Source organism: Oceanospirillum sp., from assembly GCF_982874595.1.
Window position 1 is genome coordinate 1 of record NZ_CEYNZH010000008.1, and the last position, 14,235, is coordinate 14,235.

General features: G+C 49.4%; 17 protein-coding genes. 7 read left to right on the top strand and 10 right to left on the bottom strand.

Annotated elements, in window-relative coordinates; genetic code table 11:
• Nucleotides 1–184 precede the first annotated feature (184 nt).
• Nucleotides 185–1,225 carry an EF-P beta-lysylation protein EpmB gene (epmB, locus tag AC4GL5_RS05340; RefSeq protein ID WP_490381758.1) on the bottom strand — a complete coding sequence of 347 codons (1,041 nt, stop codon included), beginning with the start codon at nucleotides 1,223–1,225 and terminating at the stop codon, nucleotides 185–187.
• A gap of 74 nt (nucleotides 1,226–1,299) precedes the next feature.
• Between epmB and efp the strand changes: the two genes are divergently transcribed.
• Entirely contained in the window at nucleotides 1,300–1,866 is a 567-nt protein-coding gene (gene efp, locus AC4GL5_RS05345; RefSeq protein ID WP_490381759.1) for an elongation factor P, read from the top strand.
• 83 nt (nucleotides 1,867–1,949) lie between these two features.
• Nucleotides 1,950–2,930, top strand: a complete 981-nt coding sequence (epmA, locus tag AC4GL5_RS05350; protein ID WP_490381760.1) for an EF-P lysine aminoacylase EpmA — start codon at nucleotides 1,950–1,952, stop codon at nucleotides 2,928–2,930.
• Nucleotides 2,931–3,010: 80 nt separating this feature from the next.
• On the opposite strand, the gene asd is transcribed toward epmA, so the two are convergent.
• Together asd and AC4GL5_RS05360 are read right to left on the bottom strand one after the other, a co-directional pair.
• A complete protein-coding gene (gene asd / locus AC4GL5_RS05355) occupies nucleotides 3,011–3,925 on the bottom strand; it encodes an archaetidylserine decarboxylase (protein WP_490381761.1) in 915 nt (304 codons plus the stop codon).
• Between the two features lie 9 nt (nucleotides 3,926–3,934).
• On the bottom strand, nucleotides 3,935–4,765 hold the full coding sequence (locus AC4GL5_RS05360) for a sulfurtransferase (protein ID WP_490381762.1): 831 nt from the start codon (nucleotides 4,763–4,765) through the stop codon (nucleotides 3,935–3,937).
• Between the two features lie 257 nt (nucleotides 4,766–5,022).
• On the opposite strand from AC4GL5_RS05360, the gene motA reads away from it, so the two are divergent.
• The gene (motA, locus tag AC4GL5_RS05365; protein WP_490381763.1) at nucleotides 5,023–5,874 is read left to right on the top strand and encodes a flagellar motor stator protein MotA; all 852 of its coding nucleotides are present in this window, start codon (nucleotides 5,023–5,025) and stop codon (nucleotides 5,872–5,874) included.
• Between the two features lie 11 nt (nucleotides 5,875–5,885).
• Nucleotides 5,886–7,061, top strand: a complete 1,176-nt coding sequence (gene motB / locus AC4GL5_RS05370) for a flagellar motor protein MotB (RefSeq protein WP_490381764.1) — start codon at nucleotides 5,886–5,888, stop codon at nucleotides 7,059–7,061.
• Nucleotides 7,062–7,169: 108 nt separating this feature from the next.
• Here the strand turns inward: motB and AC4GL5_RS05375 are convergent, their stop codons facing one another.
• Entirely contained in the window at nucleotides 7,170–8,009 is an 840-nt protein-coding gene (locus AC4GL5_RS05375; RefSeq protein ID WP_490381765.1) for an NAD-dependent protein deacetylase, read from the bottom strand.
• 21 nt (nucleotides 8,010–8,030) lie between these two features.
• On the bottom strand, nucleotides 8,031–9,056 hold the full coding sequence (gene rsgA / locus AC4GL5_RS05380) for a small ribosomal subunit biogenesis GTPase RsgA (protein ID WP_490381766.1): 1,026 nt from the start codon (nucleotides 9,054–9,056) through the stop codon (nucleotides 8,031–8,033).
• A gap of 219 nt (nucleotides 9,057–9,275) precedes the next feature.
• Between rsgA and orn the strand changes: the two genes are divergently transcribed.
• Nucleotides 9,276–9,833, top strand: coding sequence for an oligoribonuclease (gene orn / locus AC4GL5_RS05385; RefSeq protein ID WP_490381767.1), 558 nt, complete (start codon nucleotides 9,276–9,278; stop codon nucleotides 9,831–9,833).
• A gap of 83 nt (nucleotides 9,834–9,916) precedes the next feature.
• Here orn and ohr read toward each other — a convergent pair whose 3' ends face one another.
• A complete protein-coding gene (gene ohr / locus AC4GL5_RS05390; protein ID WP_490381768.1) occupies nucleotides 9,917–10,339 on the bottom strand; it encodes an organic hydroperoxide reductase Ohr in 423 nt (140 codons plus the stop codon).
• A 129-nt stretch (nucleotides 10,340–10,468) separates the two neighbouring features.
• Between ohr and ohrR the strand changes: the two genes are divergently transcribed.
• The gene (gene ohrR / locus AC4GL5_RS05395; protein WP_490381769.1) at nucleotides 10,469–10,924 is read left to right on the top strand and encodes a transcriptional regulator OhrR; all 456 of its coding nucleotides are present in this window, start codon (nucleotides 10,469–10,471) and stop codon (nucleotides 10,922–10,924) included.
• A 143-nt stretch (nucleotides 10,925–11,067) separates the two neighbouring features.
• Complete coding sequence (gene trhO / locus AC4GL5_RS05400; RefSeq protein ID WP_490381770.1) at nucleotides 11,068–12,048, top strand: oxygen-dependent tRNA uridine(34) hydroxylase TrhO; 981 nt, start codon at nucleotides 11,068–11,070, stop codon at nucleotides 12,046–12,048.
• A gap of 92 nt (nucleotides 12,049–12,140) precedes the next feature.
• On the opposite strand, the gene AC4GL5_RS05405 is transcribed toward trhO, so the two are convergent.
• The 4 genes from AC4GL5_RS05405 to AC4GL5_RS05420 all read right to left on the bottom strand — a co-directional run bounded on the left by AC4GL5_RS05405 (nucleotide 12,141) and on the right by AC4GL5_RS05420 (nucleotide 14,216).
• On the bottom strand, nucleotides 12,141–12,425 hold the full coding sequence (locus tag AC4GL5_RS05405; protein ID WP_490381771.1) for a type II toxin-antitoxin system RelE family toxin: 285 nt from the start codon (nucleotides 12,423–12,425) through the stop codon (nucleotides 12,141–12,143).
• Nucleotides 12,415–12,669, bottom strand: coding sequence for a type II toxin-antitoxin system Phd/YefM family antitoxin (locus AC4GL5_RS05410; protein ID WP_490381772.1), 255 nt, complete (start codon nucleotides 12,667–12,669; stop codon nucleotides 12,415–12,417). The genes AC4GL5_RS05405 and AC4GL5_RS05410 overlap by 11 nt, the downstream gene beginning before the upstream one ends.
• A 189-nt stretch (nucleotides 12,670–12,858) precedes the next feature.
• Entirely contained in the window at nucleotides 12,859–13,494 is a 636-nt protein-coding gene (locus AC4GL5_RS05415; RefSeq protein ID WP_490381773.1) for a DNA-3-methyladenine glycosylase I, read from the bottom strand.
• 155 nt (nucleotides 13,495–13,649) lie between these two features.
• Complete coding sequence (locus AC4GL5_RS05420; protein ID WP_490381774.1) at nucleotides 13,650–14,216, bottom strand: HupE/UreJ family protein; 567 nt, start codon at nucleotides 14,214–14,216, stop codon at nucleotides 13,650–13,652.
• Nucleotides 14,217–14,235: the final 19 nt, after the last annotated feature.

Here is a 14,235-nt window from a genome sequence, read left to right on the forward strand (position 1 = left end):
CGGAAACCCCGCTTCAGTCGAAGCGGGGTTTTTTTATGCCCGGAAGAAAAGGGCGGGAAGAACGTAGCCGGATAAACGGCCGGTCAAACACGTGAGCGGGCTGGATGATTAACTATCGCATAGAGCAGAAGAGGGCTAAGTAAGAAGGCGGGCCCACATATCTAAATGTAGGCCGCCAATCTGTTCAGAATAAAAGTGTTTTTGAGGCTTTGCCTGGTTCTTCACGGGTTAGTTTTGGCACTAGGAATCCAGGAAGCACCTTCTGCATTTCCTGCCATAGTAGGACGGCTCTGTCATCAGGCACATCAAAGTGGCTGGCTCCCTGTACTGGATCAAAGGCATGTAGGTAGTAGGGCAGGATGTCCGCATCAAAGAGTGCTTCGCTAAGCTCTGAGAGCGTTTGGCTATTGTCGTTCACACCTCTTAGGATCACAGACTGGTTGAGTACCATCATTCCATGATCGGTGATCTTCCGGACGGCATCTGCAACAGAGATGTCAATTTCATTAGCATGATTGATATGCAGTACCCAGATCACTTTTAAGCGGTTTTCTGATAAACGAGATACCAATGCATCCGTAACGCGTTGAGGGATCACCACGGGCAGTCGTGAGTGGATTCGGAGGCGTTTCAGATGGGGGACTTCTGATAGCTTGCTGATTAAAACCTCTAACCGTTTATCAGATGTGGCCAGTGGATCACCACCACTCAGGATCACTTCGTTTACGTCTGGTTGTTGTTTCAGATAAGCCACCACCTGATCCAGACGTTCATTCGATAACCCGTTATCGGCATAAGGGAAATGCCTGCGGAAACAATAGCGGCAATTAATGGCGCATGCGCCAGAGCCAACTAAGAGCACGCGGCTTTTATATTTATGGATCAAGCCAGGAATCGGGTTGCTCTCTGCTTCCTCTAAGGGATCTGTTACGTAGCCGGTGACCTTAACCGTTTCCTGCTGAACGGGCAGCACCTGCAGCAGCAGAGGATCCTGCGGATTCCCTTTCTCAATACGCTCCAGATAAGGTTTGGGGACACGTAGCTCAAACAGTTTGTGCCCACTCTCAGCACCTGGTAAGCACTCTGCAGGCAGCTCCAGATAGGAGATCAGCTCAGCGGCTGGAATAAGACTCTCTTTCAGTAGTGTCTGCCAATCGCTATCCAGGGTGTTTTCGTATGTTTTATCGGCAGGAAACTGCACAGAGGATTCAGAAACAGGTATCATTGGCAACCAGATTTTGTTGATCAGGAAAGGTCGTCTGCCTTTCCGACTAAATTAAGAGATATTGGTGATATTTTATGGCGAACTATTCTACCAACGAATTCAAGTCGGGTCTTAAGGTAATGCTTGAGGGCGACCCGTGCTCCATTTTGGAGAACGAATACGTTAAACCGGGTAAAGGTCAGGCCTTTAACCGTGTAAAGCTGCGTAACCTGAGTACCGGTCGTGTATGGGAGCGTACCTTCAAGTCTGGTGAAAGCCTGGAAGGTGCCGATGTTATGGAATATGACATGGAGTACCTGTATACCGATGGTGAGTTCTGGTATTTCATGGCGACGGATGGTTCTTTTGATCAGCACCCTGCTGATGAGAAAGCAGTGGGCGATACAGTTAAATGGCTGAAAGAGCAGGAAACCTACACCGTAACGCTATTCAATGGTGCGCCTATCTCTGTAACTCCGCCAAACTTTATTGTTCTGGAAGTTACCGAAACGGATCCTGGCCTGAAAGGTGATACGGCTCAGGGTGGTTCTAAGCCTGCAACTCTGGCGACCGGTGCTGTTGTTCGTGTTCCTCTGTTTGTGAACATCGGCGACAATCTGAAGATCGATACCCGTACAGGTGACTACGTAAGCCGTGCTTAAGCGACTTAGCCGTCCCCTATAAAGAAACCGGCTTCGGCCGGTTTTTTTCTGTCTGTTTATCCTGTGAAAATGAGAGGCATGCTATGAACCAAGAGCAATCGCTGTGGAAACCTTCGGCCAGCATTGAGCATCTTAAGTTACGGGCTGAGACCCTCAGGCAGGTTCGGAGCTTCTTTGATGAGTGCGGTGTGCTTGAGGTGCAGACGCCGGTTCTGGGGCGTGCAGGCAGCACTGATGCATACTTGAGTTCCATGCAGAGTCATTGCTCCGGTGGTGGTGTCAGTGAACCGCTGGATCTTTATCTGCAAACATCTCCTGAGTTTCATATGAAGCGATTGCTGGCGGCTGGTAGCGGTGCTATCTGGCAGCTGGCGATCAGTTTCCGTAATGGTGAATACAGCGAGCGTCATAACCCTGAGTTCACGATGCTTGAGTGGTATCAGCCTGGCTATGACCTGAATGATCTGATGTCTGAAGTGCAGTCATTGATTGAAGAGGTGCTGGGTGTCGGGCGCTTCAGTTGCCATAGCTATCGCTCACTGTTTCAGAAACACCTACAGATTGACCCCTTCACCTCGGAGTTATCAGTAATGCAGCAGTTGTCCCATGAGAAGACCGGGATTACTGCTGACGATATGGATCGCGATGGTTGCTGTGACTTGCTGATGAGCGCTTGTATTGAGCCTTTACTGGGTCAGGATGAAATTACCTTTGTGACGGACTATCCGGCGTCTCAGGCAGCGCTTGCTAAGGTCAAACAGGATGCAGAGGGTGATTGGGTCGCTGCCCGCTTTGAGTGCTATTACCAGGGCATTGAATTAGCGAACGGCTACCATGAGCTGACCGATGCCCAAGAGCAGGCGAAGCGTTTTGCCGCGGATAATGATCAAAGACGCACTTTGGGTTTGCCGGAAGTGACCGTGGATCAGTATCTGATAGATGCTTTAGCTTCGGGTATACCGGAGTGTGCGGGGGTTGCCTTGGGTTTTGATCGGTTACTGATGCTAAAAGCTGATGCAGAACGTCTTTCTGATGTGATTAGCTTCAGTATTGATAGGGCCTAAATGTACTTATCGGTGTCTGGGCATAAAAAAAGCGTAGGCAAGTGCTACGCTTTTTTTAACCGACGGTAGAAAGCCAAAGGTTATTCTGCTTCCGGTGCCTTGGTTTCAGCGGACTCGCTTTTAGCATTATCGGATGCTGTCAGAAACTGGCCGAAGTACTCACCCATGCGAGTCGGCGTGCCAGCCTCAAACTGATCCAGAAACTCAGCCATTTCCGGACCATAGAGCATGACAATGGTCGAACCCAGTTTGAAGCGACCCAGTTCTGCACCCTTCTCCAGAGTAATCGCCTGTGGCTGATCTGAATAATTACTGACCGCCACTTCACGGTTCAGCGGCGTTACCTGGCCACTCCAAACGGTTTCGATGCTGGCAACGATCATAGCACCAACCAGAACCATCGCCATTGGGCCGTGTTCAGTATCAAAAATGGCAACGACACGTTCGTTACGGGCAAACAGACCGTCAACATTTTCAGTGGTGGCCGGGTTAACCGAGAACAGACGACCAGGAACATGGATCATCTGACGCAGGGTACCCGTTACCGGCATATGAATACGGTGATAATCCTTAGGGGACAGATAGATGGTTGCAAACTGACCACCCATAAAAGGTGCGGCACGTTCTACATCGCCACCCAGTAGTTCCAGTACAGAATAGCTGTGTCCCTTAGCCTGAAAAATACGGCCGTAATCGATCGGTCCCAGCTGGCTAACGGTACCGTCTACCGGGCAAGCCATGCTGTTTTCCAGCGAAATAAGCGGACGAACCCCCTCTTTCAATGGACGGGTGAAGAACTCATTAAAGTTCTCATAAGCCTTAGGGTTTGGCTGAGCAGCCTCTTCCATGTCGACCTTAAAGGTTTTGATAAACTGACTAATCAGTAAGTTTTTAAGCCAGCCAATCCGGCTTTGGGCCAGAAAGCCCACTAATCTGGAGATCAGATGGTGGGGTAATGGGTACTGTATCGCTGCAAACAGCTTCTTTTTATTCACGTATGAACCTTAGGTTTCAATCGGGGTGTCGGAGCGGTTGCCCCACTCATTCCAGGAACCGTCGTAAGCGCGAACCTGCTTAAAACCGAGTATTTTACCTAATAACCAGGTAAAACCCGAGCGGTGATGCGATTGGCAGTAGGTCGCAATCTCCTGATCTATCGTCAGCCCCTTTGTTTGCAGCTCTGTGATGATTTCAGCCATATCACGAATGCGGAGTTCGTTCTCCTTATCCATCGCTTCTGTCCACTCGTAGTGAACCGCTGTTGGAATATGTCCGGCACGCTCTGCTTTAGAGGCTGTACCTTCATACTCACCTAGTGAGCGGGAGTCCCAAACAGCAAAATTTTCGGTACTGATTTTAGATTTCAGTTCATCCAGTTCGATGCGTTCATTCAGGTTGATATGATCGGCTTTATAGTCTGATGCTACTGGCAGGGACTCTTCCTGATGCTGAGGTTTGCCATCCGCACGCCAGGCAAGAATACCTCCATTAAGGTATGAGTAGCGTGAATGCCCCATGACTTCGAGTGTCCACAGCAGGCGGCCAGCCCAACCACCACCTTCGTCATCGTAGGCAACAACATGGGTATCACGGCTCAGACCCAGCTCAGAAAACAGAGTACTGAGTTGTTCTGCCGTTGGTAGCTTATTAGGTACAGGAGCAGAGCCTGTAAAAAGCCGGCGGTAATCCAGAAAAACAGCGCCGGGAACATGTCCCTGATCGTAGCACTCGCGGGAGCAGGAGACATCAATGACCAGTAGGTCTTCGCTGCCTAGCTTGGCTTCCAGCTGATCAGAGTCGATCAATAGAGGTAACAGATTGTTTTCAGAGCTCATTTTCTTCTCCCATGGGGAAATGACGTTACTGACCTTGATACCATTCCGGTTACAAAAAATAAAGTTTCATAAAAAATGTAACTTTTATCGTTCTCATCCTCAATGCACAATAACCCGGGACGGTTAAGAATATAGAATAATCCTAAACGGGCTGTTGCCTGGAGTCAGTGAGGATTACACTACTTAAAGATATTGCCATTGCGGACGATACTTTAGGGCAGATTGCGGCAGTAAATACTGAGTTTAAGGATGTCGACATGTTATTGATTATTGGTGCTTTGATTGTATTGGCCAGCGTTGGAGGCGGTTATGTATTGTCCCATGGCTATTTGCCAATGCTGTGGCAGCCTTATGAGCTGATTATTATTTGTGGAGCGGCTTTTGGTGCTTTTGTTATTGCCAACAGCAAACACACCATTATTGAGGTGATGAAAAGCGCCCCGAAAATGATTGCGGGTTCCGGTTTTAATCGTGCATTTTATATGGACTTGCTGAGTCTGATGCATGATCTGTTCGCCAAGATTCGTAAGGAGGGCATCATCGCGATTGAAGAGGATATCGAAGATCCTGATCAAAGCCCGATTTTTACTGGTTACCCGGCTATTGCTAAGCATAAGAGCCTGGTTGAATTTATCTGTGATTATGTTCGCCTGATCAGCTCCGGTAATATGCAGTCCCATGAGCTGGAAAGTCTGATGGATGCGGAGATTGAAACTCTGCAGCATGAGATGGAAGAGCCTGCTCATGCAGTAACCAGTGTTGGTGATGCCCTGCCGGGCTTCGGTATTGTTGCTGCGGTATTGGGTATTACCATCACTATGAAGGATATTGCGGCCCCGCCGGAAGTTTTGGGTCTGCATATTGCAGCGGCTCTGGTCGGTACCTTCCTGGGTATTCTGCTGTCATACGGCTTTGTCGGCCCTATGGCCAATGCGATGAATAATGAAGTTCATGAGAAGATTAAAGCGTTCGAATGCGTTAAAGCCTGCCTGATTGCCAACATGAATGGGCTGGCACCTCAGATGTCCATTGAGTTTGGTCGCAAGATGTTGTTTTCCAGTGTTCGTCCGAGCTTTAACGAGCTGGAAGAACATGTACGTTCCCGCTAACGGAGTCCGGCATGGAAGATAAAAATAACATCGTTATCAAGCGCGTTAAAAAGGTCGCAGCCGGGCATCACGGTGGCTCCTGGAAAATTGCGATGGCCGATTTTGCCATTGCAATGATGGCTTTTTTCCTGCTGATGTGGCTGCTGGCAAATACCACAAAAGAGCAAAAGGTCGAGCTTGAACAGTTTTTCTCTGATCCGGTTGGTTATATGGACAAGGTAGGGCGCCTTAACCCGATTGATTTGGGTGGATCGCCGTCATTGATTCGCCAGATGAATACCAGTGCAGATTCTGACCAGATTGAGCAGGCTCAAATGCTGAATAAGGATGATCCTGAGCAGCTTGCCGCAAGCATTGAAACGAACAAAGAGGTCATGGACTCGCTACAAAGCACTCTGATTCAAACCATTAGTCAGAGTGAGACGTTACAGCAGTTTAAAGACCAGCTATCGATTGATATCCGGCCAGACGGCTTACATATTCAGATTGTGGATAACAAGCTGCGTCCAATGTTTGACCCCGGCAGTGATAAGATCAAAAACTACTTTGCCGAGATCCTGTTGCAGTTGGCGCCGGTTATTTCAAAGGTTAATAACAAAATCAGTGTCAGTGGACATACCGATGCTGCAGCCTTTGGTGATACCGATTATTACAGCAACTGGGAGCTCTCATCGGAGCGTGCTAATGCAGCTCGTCGCATGCTGATTGAAGGTGGTTTACCGGAAAATCATGTGGCTCAGGTGGTTGGATATGCCAGTTCGCAGCTCTACGAACCGGAAAAACCTTTGGATCCGATCAACCGCCGGATCGAAATTGTGGTACTGAATAAGCCCGCTGAAAAAGAACTTTCTCCTGAGGTAGCTCCGACTTCACAGGGATTGAATGTTGATGAGGAGGCGGCACTGGATGAAGCGGAGCAGTTGCTCAACCAGAAACCGGCGGAAGAGGCTTCACCCTATAATCCTCTGGACTCAAATACCCAGGTTCGTAGCGGACGTGCTGAAAGTAGCTATGGAACAGAACGCTTAGGGCCGGGTGGCGAGCCTGTACCTCAACAGACTGAGAGGGCATCTTCTCAGCCGGATCCTGTTCCGGAAAATGTTGCTCCCAAAGAGGTTTTGAACTCTTTGGAAGGCTTGTTGAATCAACCGGACTCGCCCTATGTTCCGCCGCCAGAGGTGGACTGACCTGAACGTCGGTTTCGATAAATAAAAAGAAAGCCCGCAGGTTATCTTATTTGGATTAACCGATAGCGGGCTTTTTTATGTCGCTGTTTAAAGCAGGTTCCTGATCCGTTATTTCAGCATTCCGATCAGTGAGCCTAGTGTTGGGCCGATGGGAGCATCCAGTTTAAGTTGTAAAAGCCCATCAGCACGGGTTTTGCCTAATGTCAGCGCTGCAATTGGCTTCTCTCTTTGCTCAGCGTAACGGCAGAAGCGGAAGCCGGAAAAAACCATCAGTGACGAACCGATAACCAGCAGAGCATCGGAGCGATCCAATGCCTCAGAAACCTTCTCAACGCGCTCTTTGGGAACATTATCACCAAAGAAAACCACATCGGGTTTCAGGATGCCTGAGCAGCTGGGGCAGCCTGGAACCTTGAAACCGGTGAAATCCACTTCAAGATCCGCATCGCCATCGGGAGCCGTTTCAGCCGTGAAGCGAGTGAATTCAGGGTTCAGACGCGCACTTTCGGCATGAACCTGATCCCGTTTGACCCGGTAATCACAGCTCATACAGATCACTTCATCGGAGCGGCCATGCAGGTCGATGACCCGCTGACTTCCGGATTGCTGATGCAGGCGATCCACATTCTGGGTGACCAGTAGTTCAACATGTCCCATCGCTTCCAGTTCAGCTAAGGCCGCATGGGCCTGATTAGGCTCGGCATCACGAATCACCGGCCAACCGATCAGGCTTCGCCCCCAGTAACGCTGTCGTACCAGCTCGCTCTGCATAAAGTCGCTGTGTTGTACCGGCTGTTTGCGTTTCCACTGACCTTCCTGATCCCGATAGTCCGGAATACCGGAGTCGGTGCTCATACCGGCACCGGTCAGGATCAGAAGGCGGGGATGCTGCCTGATAAACTCAAACAGAGCGAGTGATGGATCTTGGGCGGGCAGTTGTCCGGTCATCAGTACTCCGAATTTGATCGATTAAAATTCGTCCAGAGAATCGATAATACGGTGATAACTCTCAAAGCGTTCAGGACTGATATCTCCCGCTTCAAGTGCGTCCCGCAGAGCGCAGCCCGGCTCCTGACGATGTCGGCAATCCCGGAATTTACAGGCACCTAACAGACCATCAAACTCCCGGAAGCCTTCCGCAACCTGACGCTCATCGATATGCCACAGACCAAATTCCCGAATTCCCGGTGAGTCGATCAGATCTCCACCATCAGGCAGGTGGAACAGCATTGCTGTAGTGGTGGTATGCATACCTTTACGGGTTTGCTCGGAAAGCTCCCCAACACGGAGGTTAATACCCGGCAGCAGCACGTTCACCAGTGAGGATTTACCTACACCGGATTGGCCGACAAAGACACTGACCTTGTTATCCAGCAATTGATTCAGTACGGTGAGGCCATCTTCCTCAACGGTTGAAGCCGTTAGAACCTTATAGCCGATCTGTTGGTAACGTTCAGCCATCTCCAGCAGACGAGGGGCATTATCGGCATTCAGCAGATCGGTCTTGTTCAGCAGCAGAACCGGCTCAATACCGGTACTTTCTGCCGCCACAATATAGCGGTCGATCAGATTCGCGTGAGCATAAGGTTCAGGAGCAAAGACGATAACGATGTAATCGATATTGGCGGCCACGGGTTTCAGCTGGCCACGGGTGTCTGGGCGCATCAGCGCATTGAGTCGGTCAAGACGGGCAACAACGATACCATCGTTATCCGGCCCGGGCCGCCATACAACCTTATCACCGGTTACCAGTGCATCAATATTGGCGCGCATGTAGCAACGGTGCACCTTACCTTTGGATTCACCGGTCGTGCCCTCCACATCAACCTGACGGCCGTAGTGGGCGATGATCTGACCTTCCTGTTCCGCCCCTAACTCACCGGCAGACAGCTGTTCATCAATCTCCTGATCTTTACGGCTGACCCGAGAGGCTCTCTCTTTCTGAATCTTCTCAATACGCCACTGTTGGCGACGGTTTAGTTTACGTTTGCTCATGGATATTGGTTATCGCTATATTCGGATGCGCTGCTGAGTGAGGGGCTGATTCTAACATAACCAGATAAAAGCCCCTTACTTTTAGCCTTGAGGCACAAATATCCTTATACTTTGCTGTCATTGAAAGGCTGCATTAAAGCAGCGCTTAACCATCGATGATTTTGGCCGCAAGAATCGGGGGATTCAGCTCCCGATGCTGAAACAGGAGCTCAGGGCGTAATGACACAGGCAACCGAATCGAATAAAGCGAACAACCTGATCTGGATCGATCTGGAGATGACAGGCCTTGAACCTGAGCGCGATACCATCATTGAGATCGCAACCGTTGTTACGGACTCCGAGCTGAATATTCTGGCAGAAGGCCCAACCTTTGCCATCGCCAAACCCAAAGCCGTTATGGATGAGATGGGCGAGTGGTGTACCAAGCAGCATGGCTCATCCGGACTGACTCAGCGCGTACTGGACAGCAAAGTCTCTATGCAGGAAGCCGAGCAGAAAACTATCGAGTTTCTGCTGCAATATGTCGAGCCGGGTAAATCACCAATGTGCGGAAACAGTATCCAGCAGGATCGTCGCTTTCTGGTGAAAGAGATGCCGCGTCTGGAGAAATTCTTTAACTACCGCCATCTGGACGTCAGCTCCCTGAAGATTCTGGCGAAAAACTGGTATCCGGATGTGGCAAAAAGTGTTCAGAAAGGTGGTTCGCATCTGGCGATGGACGATATTAAAGACTCCATTAACGAGCTGAAGCATTACCGTGAACATATGCTGAAATAAGAAGTTCAGCAAAAATTACGGTAGAAAGGCGCATTCTTATGCGCCTTTTTACTTTGTACTGCTCCTAATAAGCGAGGCAGGACTTAGATTGCGGTTTCGTTAACGCTAACCTGAACATCAATATTGCCACGGGTCGCATTGGAGTAAGGGCACACCTGATGGGCGGTGCGTACCAGATTAAGTGCCGTTTCCTGCTCCAGATCTAGGGTTACAGCTAACGAAACCGTCAGGGCAAAACCGCCGTCACTATTTGGGCCGATACCCACTTCAGCGGTGACCGGCGCTTCGCTCAGTTTCACTTTAGCTTCTCGGGCAACGTGCAGAACTGCATTAGAAAAGCAGGCTGCATATCCTGCGGCAAACAGTTGTTCCGGATTGGTAGCGTTACCGGCACCGCCCATCTCTTTTGGATAAGCCAGACTGACATCCAGTAAACCATCATCTGTTTTTACCTGACCATTACGACCGGCGGATGCTGTTGCGGATGTGTTGTAGATTGTTTGCATGATGATCTCCTGAAAAATATTTGAAAATTAAGTTGTATGCAATGTAATTGCCAGCAATCTTATTTCGACTGCAGGGTTGTTTGCAAGTATATTGTGCGCAACTTAATTGGTCGGTTTGAGGGTCTTGATATGTCATCGGGTGATAATTCAAAGGAAAACAGCAGCTTACTTCAGCTGGACAACCAGCTCTGTTTTTCTCTATACAGTGCGACAAATGCCATCACCCGGGCTTATCGGCCCTTATTGGATGCTTTGGATCTGACCTATCTGCAATACATGGCGATGATGGTGCTTTGGGAAGAGCAGAGTGTCAGCGTGAAACGCCTGGGTGAGCGCCTGCATCTGGATTCCGGTACGCTAACGCCACTGCTGAAAAGGCTGGAAGCTAAGGCTCTGGTTGTGCGGGGACGTAGCCCGGATGATGAGCGGGTACGTGTGATCACGCTGACCGATGCAGGGCAGTCGCTCAAAACTCAGGCGGAAACGGTTCCGGAGCAGATCCTTTGTCAGACCTGTATGCCACTGGACGAGCTGAAGCAGATGAAGCAGTTGTGTGATCAGCTGTTGAAAAACCTTGCCAGATGATTGAGTGCAAAGCTTTTAGTTTTACTGCAGATCATTACAATGGCCTCCTGTTAAAATACCTGACTAAAACCATTGGTTTTTCATGGGTATTATCCGATCAAAATAATGCGGCGGATTTACGATCCGTTTAGCAGGAGAAATTGATGATTACTGTTTGTGCGCTCTATAAGTTTGTTCGTCTCGACCACTTTGAATCCCTGCGTGAACCTTTGCATCAGGTGATGCTGGATCATGACGTAAAGGGCACTCTGCTGCTGGCGGCTGAAGGTATTAACGGTACGATTGCCGGTCCAGCTGACGGTATCAAAGCGGTTCTGAACTGGCTGGCGCAACAACCCGCCCTAGCAGATATTGTTACGAAAGAATCCTTCCATGAAGAAAACCCATTCAATCGTACCAAGGTGAAGCTCAAGAAAGAGATCGTCACCATGGGCGTCGAGGGTATCGATCCCCGGCACGTCGTGGGTACTTACGTTAAGCCGAAAGACTGGAACGCGCTAATCTCTGATCCTGAGGTTTTACTGGTGGATACCCGTAATGATTACGAGGTGGAAATCGGAACCTTTAAAGATGCCCTGAACCCGGATACTGAGACGTTTCGGGAGTTTCCGGATTATGTCAAAGAGAACCTCGACCCTGCCAAGCACAAAAAAGTGGCGATGTTCTGTACCGGTGGTATCCGCTGTGAAAAATCCACGGCGTACATGAAAGAGCAGGGCTTTGATGAGGTCTATCATCTTGAAGGCGGTATTCTGAAATACCTGGAAGAGGTGCCGGAAGAAGAGTCTCTGTGGCAAGGCGAATGCTACGTGTTTGACGGTCGTGTATCGGTAAATCATCAGCTTGAGAAAGGCCAGTACGATATGTGCAACGCCTGCCGCCTGCCAATTACCGAAGAAGACAAAGCGTCGGATAAGTATGAAGCCGGTGTGACCTGTCCGAAGTGTTATGGCACGCATACTGAGGATCAGCTGAAGCGTTTCCGTGATCGTGAAAAACAGATTCAGTTGGCGCGTGCTCGCGGTATTGAGCATGTGGGTGGCGAAGCGAAAACCCATGCTGAGCTGAATCGGGAGCTGAAGCTGAAACAAAAGCAGCAGCAAAAAGCAGCACAGCGTCGCTAGGTATAGAATTTAGTATCATCATTCGCTTTTTTAAAAGGCGAATGGTGGTTATTCTTGGTAGAGGTGCTAGTGGGATGTATCAGGCTGCTTCCTTAAACACGTTTCGAAGCGATGTTATACACTTGATTTCGTTCACGCTTTCCTACAGCTACAACTGACACGACTACTTCCTCATCGCGCACTTGGTACACGAGTCGATATCCTGCACTCCGGAGTTTGATCTTGTAGCAGTCTTTCATGCCATTCAGACGGGCAGATTCAACTCTAGGTTCTTTTAATCGATCAATAAGTTTTTTCTTAAACTGCAGGCGTATTGTTGCGTCTAATTTTCTCCACTCTTTCTCTGCGTCATATTTAAAGACTAGCTTATAGGTCATCAATGCTGACCTTTATTTCTTCCTGACACTCACGATCTTGTACGATTTGTGCAAGTTCCATATCTTCTAATTTATCCAGTAGCGCTTCGTATGCTTCTGCTGGGATACAGTAGAATGCTGGTTGGTTGCGATTTAGCACAGCAACTGGAAAGCCGTCGGCTTCGTCAACCACAGCCATAGGGTTCTTTTTTAATTCAGAAATACTGGTCGTGTTATCTGCCAGTATTGGGCGAATTGTGTTCATGGATTGAGCCTTTTAGATGTCCTGAAACAACTTTAAGTCTAGGTCATTCGCTTTAATTTAGCCAGATATAAGACCTGTTAAGGGTGTCCTGATTAGGTTTCTATTGGCTTTGGTTAAGTGAGGCTGAATTCATGATCGCTCGTCTAGTCCCAGCTGTTTAAATCAATATCGGCCGTTACAGCTCGCATTTTATGATGGCTTTTTCAGTTTGGCCCGTGCCTCAAGAACCGCATCCCGCTTAAAACAGCCTTCTAAGTGATCGTTCACTAAGCCCATCGCCTGCATAAAGGCGTAGCAGGTCGTTGGCCCGACAAATTTCCAGCCCCGCTTTTTCAGATCTTTACTCATCTGTTTCGAGAGATCGGTCTGGGCGATCTGGCTCAGCGTGGCGTAATCCAGCTGATTCGGGCGCTGATCCTGTGTGGGTTCAAAGTGCCAGAAATAAGCCGCCAGAGAGCCACATTCCTTCTGCAGCTCAATGGCCCGTTTCGCATTATTGATGGTGGCCTCGATCTTTCCGCGATGGCGGATAATTCCCGCATCCAGCAGTAAGTTATCCACATCCTGCTCTGTGAATTGCGCGACTTTATGAAAATCAAAACCGGCAAATGCCGCCCGGAAATTCTCCCGTTTACGCAGAATGGTGATCCAGCTTAACCCCGCCTGAAACCCTTCCAGACAGATCTTTTCAAACAAACGGATATCATCCGTCACCGGAAAGCCCCATTCGGTGTCGTGATAGTGACGGTAAAGTTCATCGTCTTCACCGCACCACCAACAGCGTTTAGCACCTGAATTATCTGTTATGAGTCCAGCGTCTGCCATTTGGAAATCCCTGTAGTCATTAGCCTGACAAGAGGATGCACCTGAGCAGAATAATTATCTACAGAGAAAGGAAATTTATTCCATTGAAGGTGATATAGGGGAGCAGGTAGCGGGTACACCTTTGCTCAAATGTGAGCAAAGGTGACTTTTTGGACTTAAACCGCCATCGCAATTCCGGTCAGGGCGATCAGTCCGCCGGCGATCTCTGCCCGGAAGGCTTTTACTTTCAAGATCAGACCGATACCGGCCAGATGCAGCGCCATCGTCGCTACGCTAAAACCCAGCAGGTAAGTGCTTAGCATCGCACTGGATGGAAGTTCTGCGCCGTGAGCGGCCCCGTGGAAAACAGCCATTGCTGCAACCAGCAGGGAACTTACTGGTGCGCTGAAGCGGGCAGAAAATGCCACCAGCAGGCCTGCAATAATCACAGATGCGCTGATACCCGCTTCCACGAACGGGAATGGTACGCCAGCGGTTGCCAGCATTGCTGACAGAAGCATCATCGCGACAAAGGTAACGGGGAGCTGCCAGAGGGCTTTTCCGCCCATTTTTGCGGCCCAGAGTCCTACCGCTAACATTGCCAGTAGGTGATCGAGTCCCAGCAGCGGGTGCGTTAAACCAGCCATCAGACCTAAAACCTCGTGGCCGGTGTGTGCCATTGCAGAAGCCGGTAGTAGGCTGGCACCGATCAGCAGTGCTTTGGAAAGTGTTGTCTTATTCATCGTTATTGTCCTTTTGAAA

Bases quoted from the DNA above. Each gene is read 5' to 3' on its own strand.
- AC4GL5_RS05375 (WP_490381765.1), bottom strand. From the start codon at position 8,009: ATGACCGGACAACTGCCCGCCCAAGATCCATCACTCGCTCTGTTTGAG.
- AC4GL5_RS05420 (WP_490381774.1), bottom strand. From the start codon at position 14,216: ATGAATAAGACAACACTTTCCAAAGCACTGCTGATCGGTGCCAGCCTA.
- motB (WP_490381764.1), top strand. From the start codon at position 5,886: ATGGAAGATAAAAATAACATCGTTATCAAGCGCGTTAAAAAGGTCGCA.
- ohrR (WP_490381769.1), top strand. From the start codon at position 10,469: ATGTCATCGGGTGATAATTCAAAGGAAAACAGCAGCTTACTTCAGCTG.
- AC4GL5_RS05405 (WP_490381771.1), bottom strand. From the start codon at position 12,425: ATGACCTATAAGCTAGTCTTTAAATATGACGCAGAGAAAGAGTGGAGA.
- AC4GL5_RS05410 (WP_490381772.1), bottom strand. From the start codon at position 12,669: ATGAACACAATTCGCCCAATACTGGCAGATAACACGACCAGTATTTCT.
- motA (WP_490381763.1), top strand. From the start codon at position 5,023: ATGTTATTGATTATTGGTGCTTTGATTGTATTGGCCAGCGTTGGAGGC.
- epmA (WP_490381760.1), top strand. From the start codon at position 1,950: ATGAACCAAGAGCAATCGCTGTGGAAACCTTCGGCCAGCATTGAGCAT.
- AC4GL5_RS05360 (WP_490381762.1), bottom strand. From the start codon at position 4,765: ATGAGCTCTGAAAACAATCTGTTACCTCTATTGATCGACTCTGATCAG.
- orn (WP_490381767.1), top strand. From the start codon at position 9,276: ATGACACAGGCAACCGAATCGAATAAAGCGAACAACCTGATCTGGATC.
- ohr (WP_490381768.1), bottom strand. From the start codon at position 10,339: ATGCAAACAATCTACAACACATCCGCAACAGCATCCGCCGGTCGTAAT.
- epmB (WP_490381758.1), bottom strand. From the start codon at position 1,225: ATGATACCTGTTTCTGAATCCTCTGTGCAGTTTCCTGCCGATAAAACA.
- trhO (WP_490381770.1), top strand. From the start codon at position 11,068: ATGATTACTGTTTGTGCGCTCTATAAGTTTGTTCGTCTCGACCACTTT.
- efp (WP_490381759.1), top strand. From the start codon at position 1,300: ATGGCGAACTATTCTACCAACGAATTCAAGTCGGGTCTTAAGGTAATG.
- rsgA (WP_490381766.1), bottom strand. From the start codon at position 9,056: ATGAGCAAACGTAAACTAAACCGTCGCCAACAGTGGCGTATTGAGAAG.
- AC4GL5_RS05415 (WP_490381773.1), bottom strand. From the start codon at position 13,494: ATGGCAGACGCTGGACTCATAACAGATAATTCAGGTGCTAAACGCTGT.